Origin of the sequence: Stenotrophomonas sp. HMSC10F06 (genome assembly GCF_001807865.1) — a bacterium.
In the GTDB taxonomy this organism is placed as follows: Bacteria; Pseudomonadota; Gammaproteobacteria; order Xanthomonadales; family Xanthomonadaceae; genus Stenotrophomonas; species Stenotrophomonas bentonitica_A.
The window spans coordinates 1-14,715 of record NZ_KV791288.1 but is presented as its reverse complement, the minus strand read 5'-3'; the positions used below and the strand labels follow the sequence as shown (position 1 = coordinate 14,715).

General features: G+C 68.6%; 13 protein-coding genes. 7 read left to right on the top strand and 6 right to left on the bottom strand.

Annotated features, from left to right (window positions below; genetic code table 11):
• Positions 1-17: 17 nt before the first annotated feature.
• Positions 18-923: a recombination-associated protein RdgC gene (locus tag HMPREF3113_RS11695; RefSeq protein WP_070472680.1), complete on the top strand. Its 906-nt coding sequence runs from the start codon at positions 18-20 to the stop codon at positions 921-923.
• A gap of 57 nt (positions 924-980) precedes the next feature.
• Positions 981-1,769 (top strand): M48 family metallopeptidase, encoded by a 789-nt coding sequence (locus HMPREF3113_RS11690; RefSeq protein WP_070472676.1) that lies wholly within the window; start codon positions 981-983, stop codon positions 1,767-1,769.
• A gap of 115 nt (positions 1,770-1,884) precedes the next feature.
• Here HMPREF3113_RS11690 and HMPREF3113_RS11685 read toward each other — a convergent pair whose 3' ends face one another.
• Entirely contained in the window at positions 1,885-2,757 is an 873-nt protein-coding gene (locus HMPREF3113_RS11685) for a methylglyoxal synthase (protein ID WP_070472673.1), read from the bottom strand.
• Positions 2,758-2,931: 174 nt separating this feature from the next.
• On the opposite strand from HMPREF3113_RS11685, the gene HMPREF3113_RS11680 reads away from it, so the two are divergent.
• A complete protein-coding gene (locus HMPREF3113_RS11680) occupies positions 2,932-3,228 on the top strand; it encodes a hypothetical protein (protein WP_070472669.1) in 297 nt (98 codons plus the stop codon).
• A gap of 83 nt (positions 3,229-3,311) precedes the next feature.
• Here HMPREF3113_RS11680 and HMPREF3113_RS11675 read toward each other — a convergent pair whose 3' ends face one another.
• The 3 genes from HMPREF3113_RS11675 to HMPREF3113_RS11665 all read right to left on the bottom strand — a co-directional run bounded on the left by HMPREF3113_RS11675 (position 3,312) and on the right by HMPREF3113_RS11665 (position 9,862).
• Positions 3,312-4,757, bottom strand: a complete 1,446-nt coding sequence (locus tag HMPREF3113_RS11675) for an FAD-dependent oxidoreductase (protein ID WP_070472666.1) — start codon at positions 4,755-4,757, stop codon at positions 3,312-3,314.
• 127 nt (positions 4,758-4,884) lie between these two features.
• Positions 4,885-9,339: a glutamate synthase large subunit gene (gltB, locus tag HMPREF3113_RS11670; RefSeq protein WP_070472663.1), complete on the bottom strand. Its 4,455-nt coding sequence runs from the start codon at positions 9,337-9,339 to the stop codon at positions 4,885-4,887.
• Between the two features lie 166 nt (positions 9,340-9,505).
• Positions 9,506-9,862 carry an I78 family peptidase inhibitor gene (locus tag HMPREF3113_RS11665; RefSeq protein WP_254427818.1) on the bottom strand — a complete coding sequence of 119 codons (357 nt, stop codon included), beginning with the start codon at positions 9,860-9,862 and terminating at the stop codon, positions 9,506-9,508.
• Positions 9,863-10,041: 179 nt separating this feature from the next.
• Here HMPREF3113_RS11665 and HMPREF3113_RS11660 point away from each other — a divergent pair, with 179 nt between their 5' ends.
• On the top strand, positions 10,042-11,106 hold the full coding sequence (locus HMPREF3113_RS11660) for a DNA topoisomerase IB (RefSeq protein WP_019184130.1): 1,065 nt from the start codon (positions 10,042-10,044) through the stop codon (positions 11,104-11,106).
• Between the two features lie 9 nt (positions 11,107-11,115).
• Here the strand turns inward: HMPREF3113_RS11660 and HMPREF3113_RS11655 are convergent, their stop codons facing one another.
• Positions 11,116-11,457, bottom strand: a complete 342-nt coding sequence (locus tag HMPREF3113_RS11655) for a hypothetical protein (RefSeq protein ID WP_019184131.1) — start codon at positions 11,455-11,457, stop codon at positions 11,116-11,118.
• Positions 11,458-11,664: 207 nt separating this feature from the next.
• On the opposite strand from HMPREF3113_RS11655, the gene HMPREF3113_RS11650 reads away from it, so the two are divergent.
• Positions 11,665-12,786 carry an SDR family oxidoreductase gene (locus HMPREF3113_RS11650; protein ID WP_070472659.1) on the top strand — a complete coding sequence of 374 codons (1,122 nt, stop codon included), beginning with the start codon at positions 11,665-11,667 and terminating at the stop codon, positions 12,784-12,786.
• Here HMPREF3113_RS11650 and HMPREF3113_RS11645 read toward each other — a convergent pair.
• Complete coding sequence (locus tag HMPREF3113_RS11645; protein WP_139146360.1) at positions 12,743-13,147, bottom strand: serine hydrolase domain-containing protein; 405 nt, start codon at positions 13,145-13,147, stop codon at positions 12,743-12,745. The two genes, HMPREF3113_RS11650 and HMPREF3113_RS11645, sit on opposite strands and share 44 nt — an antisense overlap.
• A gap of 110 nt (positions 13,148-13,257) precedes the next feature.
• Here HMPREF3113_RS11645 and HMPREF3113_RS11640 point away from each other — a divergent pair, with 110 nt between their 5' ends.
• Both HMPREF3113_RS11640 and HMPREF3113_RS11635 read left to right on the top strand, forming a co-directional pair.
• Entirely contained in the window at positions 13,258-13,644 is a 387-nt protein-coding gene (locus tag HMPREF3113_RS11640) for a BlaI/MecI/CopY family transcriptional regulator (RefSeq protein WP_070472651.1), read from the top strand.
• A gap of 3 nt (positions 13,645-13,647) precedes the next feature.
• The coding region (locus HMPREF3113_RS11635) for a M56 family metallopeptidase (RefSeq protein WP_217628708.1) at positions 13,648-14,715 on the top strand (1,068 nt) is incomplete at its 3' end.

Sequence of the window (14,715 nt, the reverse complement as noted above, 5' to 3'; positions counted from 1 at the left end):
TCTTACTCTGGACGTCCATGTTCTTTCGCAACCTGACGCTGTTCCGCTTCCCGACCGCCACCGATTTTTCCGACGTGGACACCCTGCTGCCGCAGGTACTGCTCAAGCCGGTCGGTCCGCTTGAAATGAATTCGCGCGGCTTCATCTCGCCGTTCGGCCGTGAAGAAAAGGCCGTGTTCTCGCACCGCGTCGGCGATGCGCTGTGGCTGACCGTCGGCGGTGAGGACAAGATCCTGCCGGGCGCGGTGGTCAATGATCTGCTCGCCCGCAAGCTCGAGGACATCGAAGAGAAGGAAGGCCGCAAGCCCGGCGGCCGCGAGCGCAAGCGCATGAAGGACGATCTGCTGCACGAACTGATGCCGCGCGCCTTCGTGAAGAGCTCGCGTACCGACGCGCTGATCGACCTGACCCATGGCTACGTGGCGGTGGACTGTTCGAGCAGCAAGAAGGGCGAGAACATGATGTCCGACATCCGCGGCCTGCTCGGCAGCTTCCCGGCGATGCCGTTGAACGCCGAAGTCGCCCCGCGCTCGATCCTGACCGGCTGGATCGCCGGCGAACCCCTGCCGACCGGGCTGAGCCTGGGCGAAGAGTGCGAGATGAAGGACCCGGCCGAGGGCGGCGCGGTGGTCAAGTGCCAGCACCAGGAACTGCGCTGCGACGAGATCGACAAGCACCTGGATGCCGGCAAGCAGGTCACCAAGCTCGCCTTGGTGTTCGAGGACAACCTGTCCTTCGTGCTGGGCGATGACCTGATCGTGCGCAAGCTGAAGTTCCTGGATGGCGCGCTGGACCAGCTCGAGCACGCCGACGACGACGGCCGCCGCGCCGAACTGGACGCCCGTTTCGCCCTGCAGAGCGGCGAAGTGCGCCGCCTGTTCCTGCTGCTGGAAGAGGCGTTCAAGCTGAGCAAGGCGGACTGACCGGTACCGATCAGTCCCCAGTCATGCGCCGGTCACGGCCGGCGCTATGCTGTACCCATGTCCGGATTCCTCCGCCGCCTGATTTCGCCGGCTGTCAGCACGCTGCAGCGCGATACGGTACGGCTGCGCCTGGAGGATGCCGAGATCGACGTGCTGCGGGTGCGCGATCCGCGGGCGCGCCGGATCAAGCTCAGCGTCGATGAGCGCGGTGTCCGGCTGACCCTGCCGCCGCGCGCCAGCCTGGTGATGGGCGAGCGTTTCCTCGAGCAGCATCGTGGCTGGTTGTCCGAACAGCTGCGCGGCTACCAGGCCACCAACCTCCCGCCACCGCTGGTGATCGGCGAGCCGGGTGTGCTGCCGTTGCGCGGCGAACTGCTGCCGCTGCGCTGGGAAGCCGGTCGGTACGCCACGCTGCGCGTGGACGAGCGCGGTGCCTGCCTGCACTGGCCCGCGCGCGGGACCGACGCCACCCTGCGCCGCACCCTGCGCGAGTTCTATGAAGCACAGACGCGTGCCGACGTCGGCCAGTGGCTGCCGCGCTACCTGCCCGGCCTGCCACGTGCACCGGCGCGGCTGCGGCTGAAGGTGATGTCCTCGCAATGGGGCTCGCTGGCGCCGGACGGCAGCATGGCGCTGGATCTGGCCCTGGTGCTGGGGCGGCCCTCGGCCTTCGAGTACGTGCTGGTGCACGAGCTCTGCCACCTGATCCAGGCCAATCACTCCCCGGCATTCTGGGCCGAAGTGGAGAAGCGCTTCCCGGCGTGGCGCGCCGAGCGGGATTACTTCCAGCTCGAAGGGCGGCGCCTCAAGGCCACGCTGCGGCAGCTGCTGACCCCGACACCATAACGGCCGCGGCAACGCGTGCTCTACCGGGTAGTGCCGGCCGCTGGCCGGCTCCTCATCAAACCCACCCTCGCGCGATTGCCGGCCAGCGGCCGGCACTACCGGTGCGACGGTTCCGTCAGTTCCCCTCCCGCAACGCCGCCGCCTGCGCCCAGCGCGCCGCCACGCGCGGCGCGGTGATGCACACGGCCTGATCGGTCACGGTGGTGACGGCACGCTCCAGCAGCTGGATGTCAGCTTCGTGCTGGCGAGCCACGTGCGGGTCCTCGAAGAAGATCGCGCGCTGGCAATGGCCTTCCAGCACGCGGTCGGCGATCTGCGCATCACCGCCCATCGGGCCGCTCTGGTAGCGCGTCACCCATTCCTCGCCCTGTGGCCAGCCGCGGCTCCACGCCAGTTCATTGAGGCGCTGGCCGGTAGTGCCGGTGCCGACCCGGTTGCGGAAGCGTGACAGCACCTGGAAATGCTCGTCGGCGAAGGCCAGCATCGACGGCTTCATCGCGTCGTGCGCGATCAAGGCCAGCGTGTGCTGCTCGAAAGCGTGCAGATCATCGGCGCCCGGGTCCGGCGCGAGGCCGGCGTGCAGGCGCTCGACTTCCACCCAGTCGCGCGCGGTGGCGACGGTGGAGATGAAGGGTTTGCCGTGGATCACGCACTGGCGCTTGAGCGCGGTCGCTTCGGGAAAGACCGAGGACGGGTCGACCGGGTCCATCAGATAGATGGCACCGTCCAAGGTGCGCTCCGGCGTGCCCATGCCCACCACCTCGGCGACCAGCTTCATCAGGCCGCCCTCGCGCCCATTCGGGTAGCGGCGCAGCGGCGCGAAGTCCTGCAGGAAGCCCAGCCGCTGGATCGCATCGAAGGTGCGCCCGACCGCATGCAGCTCGACGCCCAGTTCGCGCAGGCCGGTATCGCTGGCGCGCAGCCAGCGGAACAACGCGGCGTGCTTGTCGTGGTGGTGCAGGCGGTTCGCGGCCAGGCCGATGCGCATGAGGGCAGTCCAGAGAGAGACCGCGCCAGTGTAATCCGCCCAGGTTGCGGGGAAGCAAGCGTCGAACAGTGATGGAGATCACGCGTCTTCACGCAGTTTCGTAGTTGTTGCATGGTCTCGGGAGGGGCCGTATCCGACAGTGGTGGTCGTCCGTCAATCAGGAAACCCCCTGCCATGACCCTCCCCCCTTCCCCCGCCGTCTCCTCATCTTCGCCAGCCGCCTCGGAGACGGGCCGCCGCATCCGCGCGCTGGCCATGGTGCTGCGCGAGGCGCCCCAGGCCGATGCCGAGGTGCTGCTGGCCGGGCTCGCGCGCATGCTCGATGCGCACATGGGCCGCGGCCACGATGATGTGGTCAGCAACCGCCGCATCCGCGACCAGCTGGACAACATCGAGCTGCTGATGGCACTGGAGATCGAGCGCGCCGGCGTGCGTCAGACGCCGGTACCGGTGGTATCGCGCGCCGCCTGAGCGGCCGCACGCGCAGTACGTGAGGGCCCGGGCGCGAGGCGACGCGCCCGGCATCGCCTCACCCCGGCATCGCAACGGCGCCGTTACGCCGAGAGCAGCTGCACGATGCTGCCGGCCGCGTCGCGGCCCTCGGCCACGGCCGTCACCACCAGGTCCGCGCCGCGCACTGCATCGCCACCAGCGAACAGGCGCGGGTGGGCGGTCTGGAACGGCAGGCGACCACTGCCACCGGCCACGATGCGGCCGTTGTTGCCGGCCTCCACGCCCTGCTCGGTCAGCCAGCCCGGCGCACTCGGCGAGAAGCCGAAGGCGATGATCACCACGTCCGCTTCCAGCAGCGATTCGCTGCCGGCGATCGGCACCGCGTTGCGGCGGCCCTGTGCATCCGGTTCGTCCAGATGCGTTTCCACCACCATCACGCCGATCACTTCATCGTCCGCGCCGGCCTCGATCGAGAGCGGCTGGCGGTTGAACAGGAAGCGCACGCCTTCCTCGCGGGCGTTGGCCACTTCGCGCGCCGAGCCGGGCATGTTGGCCTCGTCGCGGCGGTAGGCACAGGTCACCTTGGCCGCGCCCAGGCGGATCGCGCTGCGCACGCAGTCCATGCCGGTGTCGCCGCCGCCGAGTACGACCACGCGCTTGCCTTCCAGGTCGGGCAGGGCGATCTGGTCTTCCCAGCCGGCGATCGGCCGGCCGTGTGCGTCGCTGCCACTGACGATGCGGCTGTTCTGCACCAGGAACGGCAGCGCCGGCAGCACGCCCTTGAGGTCCTGGCCGAGCAGGCCACCATCGGTATAGCGGTACGCGCCGGTGCCGACGAACACCGCGTCGTACTCGGCCAGCAGCGCATCGATGCTCACATCGCGGCCAATCTCCACGCCGAGGCGGAACTGCACGCCCATGCCCTCCAGCACGTTGCGGCGGCGGCTGATCACCGATTTGTCCAGCTTGAAACTGGGGATGCCGAACTGCAGCAGCCCACCGATCTGTTCGTAGCGGTCATACACCACCGCCTGGATGCCGGCATGCGCCAGCTTGTCGGCACACGCCAGCCCGGCCGGGCCGGCACCGATCACCGCCACGCGCTTGCCGGTGGCTTCCACCGCGCTCATGTCCGGGCGCCAGCCGGTGGCCAGCGCGGTATCCACGATGTACTTCTCGACCGCGCCGATCGTGACCGCGCCGAATTCCTCCAGCGTGCAGCTGCCCTCGCACAGGCGGTCCTGCGGGCACACGCGGCCACACACTTCCGGCAGCGGATTGGTCGAGTGGCACAGCGTGGCCGCTTCGTGGATGCGGTTCTCCTGCACCAGCTGCAGCCACTGCGGGATCGCGTTGTGCACCGGGCACTTCCAGCTGCAGTACGGGTTGCCGCAATCCAGGCAGCGCCCCGCCTGGAACTGCGCGTCTTCCTTGCCGAACTTGCCGTACAGCTCGCCCCAGTCGCCAGAGGTGCGCAGTTCGACCGGGATGCGCTGCGGCATCGTCCGGGGCAGATCGAGGAACTGGAAAGCTTGCTTGCGGCTCATGGGTGGGCCCTGCGGTGATGAGTTGCCGGCCAGCGGCCGGCACTGCAATGTGAGGTTGCCGGCCAGCGGCCGGCACTACAGCGGTGGGATGTGCGGCGCCGGCGTGGGGCCGGCGCCTTGACCCCGGTCAGGCGGCGCGGCGCAGCGAGTCGGTCAGCGATTCGATGCTGGCGGCCTTGGGTTTGACCAGCCAGAACTTGCCCACGTAATCGCGGAACTCGTCGAGGATCTGCTGCGCCCAGATGCTGCCGGTCAGTTCGCGGTGGCGGCTGATCAGCGTATGCAGATGCTGGCGATGGTTCTCGAAGCCCTCGGCCGAGATGCGGTGGATGTCGATCAGCTCGTGGTTGTAGCGGTCCACGAAATCACGGTCGATATCCAGCACGTAGGCCAGGCCGCCGGTGAAGCCGGCGCCGAAGTTGAGCCCGACCTTGCCCAGCACCAGCACGATGCCGTCGGTCATGTATTCGCAGCAGTGATCACCGGCGCCTTCGATCACCGCCAGCGCGCCGGAGTTGCGCACGCCGAAGCGCTCGCCGGCGCGGCCCGCGGCGAACAGCTCGCCGCCGGTGGCGCCGTACAGGCAGGTGTTGCCGATGATCGCGGTGTTGCGCGCCTCGAAGCGTGCGCCACGGGGCGGACGCACCACCAGGCGGCCGCCGGCCATGCCCTTGCCGACGTAGTCGTTGGCTTCGCCTTCCACTTCCAGCTGCAGGCCACCGACGTTGAACGCGCCGAAGCTCTGCCCGGCGGTGCCACGGAAGCGCAGCGTCAGCGGTGCATCGGCCATGCCCTGGTTGCCGTGCGTGCGCGCGATCTCGCCGGACAGGCGGGTGCCGATCGAGCGGTCGGTATTGTGGATCAGGAAGCGGTGTTCGCCGCCGAGCTTGCCGGCGATCGCCGGGGCCAGCAGGCCATCCATCTGCGTGGCCAGGCTGTCCGGCGATTCGTACAGGCGCTGCGCGGCGCAGTGGCTGCCGGCGTACTCGGCCGGGTTGAGCAGACGCGACAGATCCACCTTGACGCCCGGGCGCGGCGAGACGTCCAGCTGCTGCAGCAGGTCGGTGCGGCCCACGATCTCGTCCAGCGAGCGCACGCCCAGGTAGGACAGCCAGCCACGCACTTCTTCGGCCAGCAGGCGGAAGAAGTTCTCCACGCGCTCGGGCAGGCCGGTGAAGTACTGCGCGCGCAGGCGCTCGTCCTGGGTGGCCACGCCGGTGGCGCAGTTGTTGAGGTGGCAGATGCGCAGGTACTTGCAGCCCAGCACGATCATCGGCGCGGTGCCGAAGCCGAAGCTGTCCGCGCCCAGCAGCGCGGCCTTGATCACGTCCAGGCCGGTCTTCAGGCCGCCGTCGGTCTGCAGCAGGGTACGCCCGCGCAGATCGTTGGCCACCAGTGCCTGGTGCGATTCGGCCACACCCAGTTCCCACGGCACGCCGGCATAGCGGATCGAACTGACCGGGCTGGCCCCGGTGCCGCCGTCATGGCCGGACACGGTGATCAGATCGGCGCCGGCCTTCACCACGCCCGCGGCGATGGTGCCGACACCGGCATGGCTGACCAGCTTCACGGAGACCAGCGCGGTGGGGTTGACCTGCTTGAGGTCGTAGATCAGCTGGGCCAGATCTTCGATGGAATAGATGTCATGGTGCGGCGGCGGCGAGATCAGGCCGATGCCCGGCTTGGCGTAGCGCAGCCGCGCGATCAGTTCGTTGACCTTGTGCCCGGGCAGCTGGCCGCCTTCGCCGGGCTTGGCACCCTGCGCGACCTTGATCTGCAGCACTTCGGCGTTGACCAGGTACTCGGCGGTGACGCCGAAGCGGCCCGAGGCCACCTGCTTGATCTTGCTGCGCTTCTCGGTCCCGTAGCGCACCGGGTCTTCGCCGCCTTCGCCGGAGTTGCTGCGGCCGCCAAGGCGATTCATCGCGATCGCCAGCGCTTCATGCGCCTCGGGCGACAGCGCACCGAGGCTGATCGCGGCGGTATCGAAGCGGCGGAACAGGTCTTCGGCCGGGGCCACCTGGTCCAGCGGGGTGGGCGTGGGCGCGGCCTTGAGCTGCAGCAGGTCGCGCAGCGCCGACACCGGCCGGCCATGCACGGCTTCGCAGTAACGCTGCCAGTCCGCGGCATCGCCACTGCGCGCGGCGCGCTGCAGGGTCATGACCACGTCCGGGTTGTACATGTGGTATTCGCCGCCGTGCACGTACTTCAGCACGCCGCCGACATCCGGGCGCAGCAGGTCGTTCCAGGCACGCACGGTGAGCTCGCGCGCTTCATCGTCCAGACGGGCGAAGCCGACGCCGGCCACGCGCGAGGCGGTGTCCGGGAAGCACAGGTCCACGACCTCGTCATCCAGCCCGACGATCTCGAACAGCTGCGCGCCGCGGTAGCTGGCCACGGTACAGATGCCCATCTTGGAGATGATCTTGGACAGGCCCTTGTAGATGCCCTTGCGGTAGCGGCGGCCGATCTGCGACTGCTCGCCGCCCTTGCTCAGCTGCAGGATGCCGCGCCGGCCCAGGTCGAACAGCGTCTGGTAGGCCAGGTACGGATACACCGCGGTGGCACCGAAGCCGAGCAGGCAGGCCATGTGGTGCGGGTCGCGCGCGGTGCCGGTTTCCAGGATCAGGTTGACGTCGCAGCGCAGCCCGGCGTTGGAGAGGTGGTGATGCACCGCGCTGGTGGCCAGCAGGGCATGCACCATCGGCCGGTCGGCCACCGGATAACGGTCGCTCAGCAGCAGCATGACGATGCCTTCGCGTGCAGCCGTTTCAGCCTCGGCGCAGATGCGCTCGATGCCCGCCTTCAGGCCCTCGTCCAGGCTGTAGGACAGATCGATCAGCCGGTTCTTGTCGGCGTACTGCTCCATCTTGATCAGCTGGCGCAGTTTGCGCTGGCTGAGCACCGGCGAATTGAGGATGACGTGGTTCACCGTCTCCGCGCCGGCATGGAAGATGTTGGTCTCCTTGCCGAGCTGGGTGGACAGCGACATGACGCAGTCTTCGCGCAGCGGATCGATCGGCGGGTTGGTGACCTGCGCGAACGCCTGGCGGAAATAATCGTAGAGCGGACGGCTGTGCTGGCTCAGCACCGCCATGGGCGTGTCATCGCCCATCGAGCCGGTGGCTTCCTGCTCGGTCTCGGCCAGCGGGCGCAGGATCTGCTCGACCTCTTCGGTGCTGAGCTGGAACAGCTTGTGGTAGCTGCGCAGGGTGCGCTCGTCGAAGGGCTCTTCCACCAGCGACGGATCGATCAGCTCGGTCTGCAGGTAGGTCACGCCCTGCTGCAGCCACTGCTTGTACGGCGCGCGGCCACGGTTGATACGGTCGATGGCGTCCGAATCGAGCAGGTCACCGCGCTTGAGGTCGATGGCCATCATCTCGCCCGGCCCCAGCTTGCCCTTGCGTACCACGCGCTCGGCCGGCACTTCCCACACGCCCGCTTCGGAGGCGACCAGGAAGTGACGGTCGGAGGTGAGCATCCAGCGCGCCGGGCGCAGGCCGTTGCGGTCCAGGGTACAGGCAGCATAGCGACCGTCGCAGGCCACGATGCCCGCCGGGCCATCCCACGGCTCGCTGTTGAGCCCGTAGAACTCGTAGAAGGCGGCCAGGTCGGGATCCTTGAACTCCAGCGACTGGGTCGCCGGCGGCACCAGGATGCGCAGTGCCTGGATCAGCTCCATGCCGGCGCTGACCATCAGCTCGAGCATGTTGTCCAGGCTCTGCGAATCCGAGCCGTGCATGGAGATCACCGGATCGAACTCGGCGATATCGAAGCGCGGGGTCTTCCACACCTTGCTGCGCGCCTGGGCCCAGCGGCGGTTGCCCTCGATGGTGTTGATCTCGCCATTGTGCGCGAGCATCCGGAACGGATGCGCCAGCGGCCAGCGCGGCAGCGTGTTGGTGGAGAAGCGCTGGTGGAACACGATTGCACTGGAGGCCAGGTCGTTGCGCTGCAGGTCCACGTAGAAGCGGCTCAGCTTGTCCGGCAGCACCATGCCCTTGTAGCTGATCGCATTCGGGCTGAGCGTGGTGACGTAGTAATCGGCGTGGTCACGCAGCTGCTGTTCGCTGCGGCGGCGGGCCAGGAACAGGGCCAGGGTGAAGGCAGCCTCGTCCTGCGTGGCACCGGCATCGACGAACACCTGTTCGATATGCGGCAGCGTGTCGCGGGCGAGCTGGCCGCAGACGCTAGGATCGGTGGGCACCACGCGCCAGCCGACCGGCTGGCAGCCGGCGTCGCGCAGCTGCTGTTCCAGCGTGTCGCGGCAGGCCTGTGCGGCGGTGGGCTCGTGCGGCAGGAACACCACGCCGGCGGCGAACCGCGCGCCAAGGGTGAGGCCGGCCTCGGCGGCGAGCGCGTTGAGAAACACGTCGGGACGGCGCAGCAACAGGCCGCAGCCGTCACCGGTGACACCGTCGGCGGCGACGCCGCCGCGGTGGGTCATGCGCGATAGCGCGGCGATAGCGGTGTCGACCAGCAGTCGGGACGGCTGGTCGTCGAGCTGGGCGACCATGCCGAAACCACAGGCATCTCGCTCATCTTGCGGGTCGTAAAGCCCTTGGCGGTTGCGGGGGGCCATCTCTGCCTCAATGTCGGGTGAGCGGCGACACTCGTCCCCGCTCAATCCGTTGAGCGCATCTGGAGGCACCGGATGACTCGACTAGAGCATAGTTGCTGCAACGCCGCAATACACGGTTGCAGGCGCAACCAAACCCTTGTGTTTCAGGGGTTTCCGCAGCGCCTGTTCAGCCGCAACGGACGCCGGCCACGACGTTTTTGGCATCCACTTCCACGTTCAAGCGCTCGCCGATGAACTCCATCGTGGTCATGTCGTTGGGCTTGAGCACGCGCAGGCTGCTGGCGCCGGCATCCTGCTGGGCTTGGCTGCCGAGCTCGTCGGTGTAGGGCTGGCCGACCAGGCTCTGCACCTGGGTGGCATCGCAGCTGCCGACCGGCGGGGCTTCGGTGGCTTTGCCGGCTTCGTCGGTCGGCGCGGCAGCCGCTTCGGCGGCCTTCTGTGCATCGGTGGCGACCGCTTCCTGTTCGTCCATGGGCGGTGCGCTGCAGGCACCGAGGACCAACAGGGCGGGGAACAGGGCCATCAGCCCGAAAGAACGCCGCAGGCGGCGGAACGACAAGGACGACATCGGTACTCCAGGAAGCGAGCCAGTAAACCGGGGAGGATATCGCCAAGCGCGGTGTGAGGTGTTTGTGTTGCGTTATTGACGCGGTGCCGCACCGGCAGCGGCGACACTGCGCTTCCCTGATCCGCGTCGCGTCCATGAGCCCGAGCCGCACCGTCACCCCCGAAGCCGCCGCTGCCCGCCAGGCCGGCCTGCGTTACGTCAGCGATGAACTGCCCGGCATCGCCCGCCGCAAGGCCGGCAAGGGCTTCGCCTACCGCGATGCCGACGGCGCGGCGGTGCGCGATGCGGCCACCCTGGCCCGGATCCGCGCGCTGGCCATCCCGCCGGCCTACACCGACGTGTGGATCTGCGCGCTGCCCAACGGCCATCTGCAGGCCACCGGCCGCGATGCGCGAGGGCGCAAGCAGTACCGTTACCACGCTGATTGGGCGCGGGTGAGGGGCGATGGCAAGTTCGATCGCATCATTGCCTTTGGTACCGCCCTGCCCACGCTGCGCCGGCGCCTGCGCCGCGATCTGAAGCTGCCCGGCTTCCCACGCGACAAGGTGCTGGCGATCGTGGTGGCGCTGCTGGCACAGACGCTGGTGCGCGTTGGCAATGAAGTCTATGCACGTGACAACCGCTCTTACGGGCTGACCACGCTACGCAACCGCCACCTCGCGCTGGTCAAGGGCGGCCGGGCGCAGATGCGCTTCCGGGGCAAGTCCGGGCAGGCGCATGAGGTGGATGTGGATGATCGCGAACTGGTCAAGCTGATCCGTGGCTGCCAGCAGCTGCCCGGGCAGGCGCTGTTCCAGTATCGCGATGACGATGGCGCGGTCCAACCGGTGGACTCGGGCATGGTCAACGACTATCTGCACGATGCGATGGGCGAGGATTTCAGCGCCAAGGACTTCCGCACCTGGGGCGGCACGCTGGAGGCGATCCGTCAGCTTGCCGTGACCGAGCTGCCCGAACCCTCCAGTGAGCGCGCGCTGGCAGCATTGCAGAAACAGGTGGTATGCGAGGTCGCCAACCTGCTGGGCAACACACCGTCGGTGTGCCGCAAGGCGTATATCGATCCTTGCGTATTCGATGGCTGGCGGGCCGGCTCATTGAAGGCCCTTGCCGGCCTGCGTGGCGAGCGCCAGTGGGAACTGGCCACGCTGAAAGTACTCAAAGCCGCGCGGCGCACCGTCCGGCGTGCCCGCGCGGGATGAGCGTAGCGATCAGCCGCAATAGATCGCGGTGATGTTGTTGGTATTGCCGGTTTCGATGGTCAGCCGCTCGCCACCGCTTTCCGCACCGGTGGTGGATGGCACCGCGCCGCTGGCGGTCGGGCCGCTTTCCAGGCGCTGACCGCGCAGCACGATCACTTCCAGGCTGTCGCTGTCCACGCGTGCCCTTTCGACGGTTGCCGCCGACGCCGCCAGCCCGGTCGCACCGCGGACCTTGTCGATATGGCACTGGCCGGAAATGACGCCGTCGATCGGCTGGACCTGCGCGACGGGGGTGCTGCTGCAGGCGGACAAAGCGAGGACGGCCACAGCCGCGGACAGGTAACGAAGCATGCGACGTACTCCATGGGAATTGCGCTCAGGGTGCATCGGCGCCCGTATGCAGCGGATGAATCCTCTACACGGTGTGGGCACGCTCCATTCACCGTGCCTGGCCGCCCGGTTGACCATAGTGGAAGTGCGCACTGCCGACACGGGATCCCCGACACGGCGCGCATTCGAGTTTGATCCACGCATCTGATCCGGCAACAGGAGTCGAGCATGGCCACGGCCAAAACCCGTAAGACCACCAAGACCCCCACCTCCCGCAAGCGCCCGCGCCCGGCCGAAGCAGCCGCGACCGCGGCCGAACCGCGCAGCCGCACCCCGGTCGTCAAAACCGCGACCCGCAAGGCCGCCGCCACCGATCCGCGCGCTGCGCGCGTGGCGGCCCGCCAGCGCCGTCTGCAGGACCAGGAAAAGGCCAAGGACGCGCGTGCGGCGAAGAAGGCCGCCAAATCCACGACCAAGAAGGCGACCCAGGCAGGCCCGCGCCGCCAGCCGGAGAAGATGCCTGCCGAACAGTTGGCCAAACCCGGCAACGAACACGCGATGCAGCTGGCCCCGCGCTTCCTCGCGCCGGATTACCAAGGCAGCGGCAAGCTCAAGGGCAAGCGCGCCATCATCACCGGCGCCGACTCGGGCATCGGCCGCGCGGTGGCCGTGCTGTTCGCCCGCGAAGGCGCCGATGTCGCCGTGCTGCACCTGGATGAAAAGAAGGACGCCAAGATCACCCGCGAGCACGTCGAGAAGGAAGGCGCCCGCTGCCTGGTGATCGCCGGCGACGTGCGCGACCCGGCGTTCTGCAACAAGGCGGTCAAGCAGGTGGTCAAGGCGTTCGGTGGGGTGGACATCCTGGTCAACAACGCCGCCTTCCAGCTGCATTGCGACCGCCTTGAAGACCTTGAGGACGAGCACCTGCAGGAAACCCTGCAGACCAACATCGGCGGTTACATCCAGATGGCGCGCGCGGTGCTGCCGCACCTGGGCGAAGGCGCCTGCATCATCAACAGCGGCTCGGAGACCGGCCTGTTCGGCAGCAAGTCGCTGGTGGACTATTCGGCGACCAAGGGCGCGATCCATGCCTTCACCAAGGCGCTGGCCAGCCAGCTGCTGCCGCGCGGCATCCGCGTCAATGCGGTTGCGCCCGGCCCGGTCTGGACCCCGCTGAATCCCGCCGACAAGAAGGCGCCGGACGTGGCCGAGTTCGGCCAGGACAGCGACATGGGCCGACCGGCGCAGCCGGAAGAGCTCTCGCCGGCGTACGTGTTCCTCGCCTCGCCGATTACTGCCAGCTACATCAGCGGCGTGATCCTGCCGGTGATGGGCGGGCCGCGCGGCTGACGGTCGGCACCGGCGCACCCGCGCCGTAGAACGCGGCGATCTGCGGAATGAAGTTCTGCGGGTTGGCCCCGACCAGGTTGGTCAGCACCACGATGGCCAGCCCCTGGTCGGGGTAAGCAATGAACGCCGAGCGCGCGCCGCCCATGCCGGCCACCTGGCGTTGCGGGGCTCCCTGCAATACCGCCCAGCCGTCTCCCCAGGCGCCCTCACTGCCATCGTTGAGCCGTTCCGGGGTCCACATCCGGCGGGTGCTGGCGGCGTTGATCCCGGCGACATCGAACTGGCGCGTCGCCACGTAGCGGTCGTACGCCATGGCCGACTGCGCGGCGATGATCCGTGCGAGCAGTACATATGTGACCACGGCGGAATGGCACGGCCGAACGACCGTTCGTCGGCGCGCGCCATCCGGCACTTGACGACACCTGTAGTCACTGGCACGGTGGCGACACGTGTAGTCATAGGGAGTGCGCCATGCGCGGCAAGACCATCGGGGACCAGGAACTGGCCCTGCTGCAGTACATCGCGGAACAGGACCGCCCCAGTGTCGGGGAGGTCGCCGCCGGCTTCGGCGAGCAGCGTGGGCTGGCACGCTCGACTGTGCTGACCATGATGGAGCGCCTGCGCGCCAAGTCGTACCTGAGCCGCAAGCAGGTGGACGGCGTGTACCGCTATGCCACCACCAGTGGCCAGGACAGCGTGGTGCAGGGCGCCGTGGCCAGCTTCGTGGAGAAGACGCTGCAGGGCTCGGTCTCGCCGTTCGTTGCCTTCATGTCGCACAAGGTGGATGTCAGCGATCAGGAACTGGCCGAGCTGGAAGCGCTGGTCGCACAGTTGCAGTCACGCAAGCGGGAGGGCTGAGCCATGGACACGATGATGAGTGAGCTGTTGATGCGGCTGGGCTGGACCAGCGTGCAGAGCGCGGTGCTGGTGGCGCTGGTGTGGGGCGTGTGCCGCCTGCTGCCGCAGCTGCCGGCCGCCACCCGCTGCCGCCTGTGGTGGCTGGTGGCCGCACAGGCGGTACTGGGCCTGGTGTGGAGCAGCCCGCTGGAGTTGGCCGTGCTGCCCGCACCGGCCACCATGACGGCACCGGCGGTGGCGTTGCCCGCGTTCGATGCCGCCGTGCAGGCGGCATCGGTCGCCTACGCGCCGGCCGCGGTCGAGACGGCGACGATGGCGTGGTCCTGGCCCTCGTTGCTGCTGGCCTTGTGGGCCGCCGGCGTGCTGTTGATGGTGGCGCACAGCCTGCGGGGCTACCGCGCCAGCCGCGCGCTGGTGCGCAGCGCCACCGAGTGCACCGACGCCGGGCTGCAGCAGGCATTGCAGCTGGCTGCCGAAGCCCATGGCCTGCGCCGTGCGCCGCGCCTGAAGCTCTCCGCGCAGATCCGCTCGCCGCAGTTGATCGGTCCGTGGCGGCCGGTGCTGCTGTTGCCGGCGCGCGAGCTGCCGGCGATGTCGGCCGACGACCTGGACATGGCGCTGACCCATGAGCTGATTCATCTGCAGCGCCGTGACCTGTGGTGGGGCCTGCTGCCGGCGGTGTCGCAGCATCTGTTCTTCTTCCATCCGCTGGTGCACGTGGCAGCCCGCGAGTACGCGCTGGCCCGCGAAGAAGCCTGCGATGGTGCCGTCGTGGCCGGGCATGGCCATTGCCGCCATGACTATGGCCGCCTGCTGGTGCAGCTCGGTGTCGCGCCGCGTCCTGCGGTGGGCGTGGCCAGCGCCTCGCCCAACCTGCGCAGTCTCAAGCGCCGCCTGTTGACCCTGCAGCAGACCCGCAGCGTGCCGCGCGTGGCTTCGTTGGCGATCACCGCGTTGTTCGTGGTGGTCGGCGTGGCGCCGCTGCGTCTGGTGGCTGCGCCGCCGCCGCCGGCCGCACCCCAGGCACCGGTCGCGCCCAGCGCACCCACCCCGCCGGCAGCGCTGCCGGCA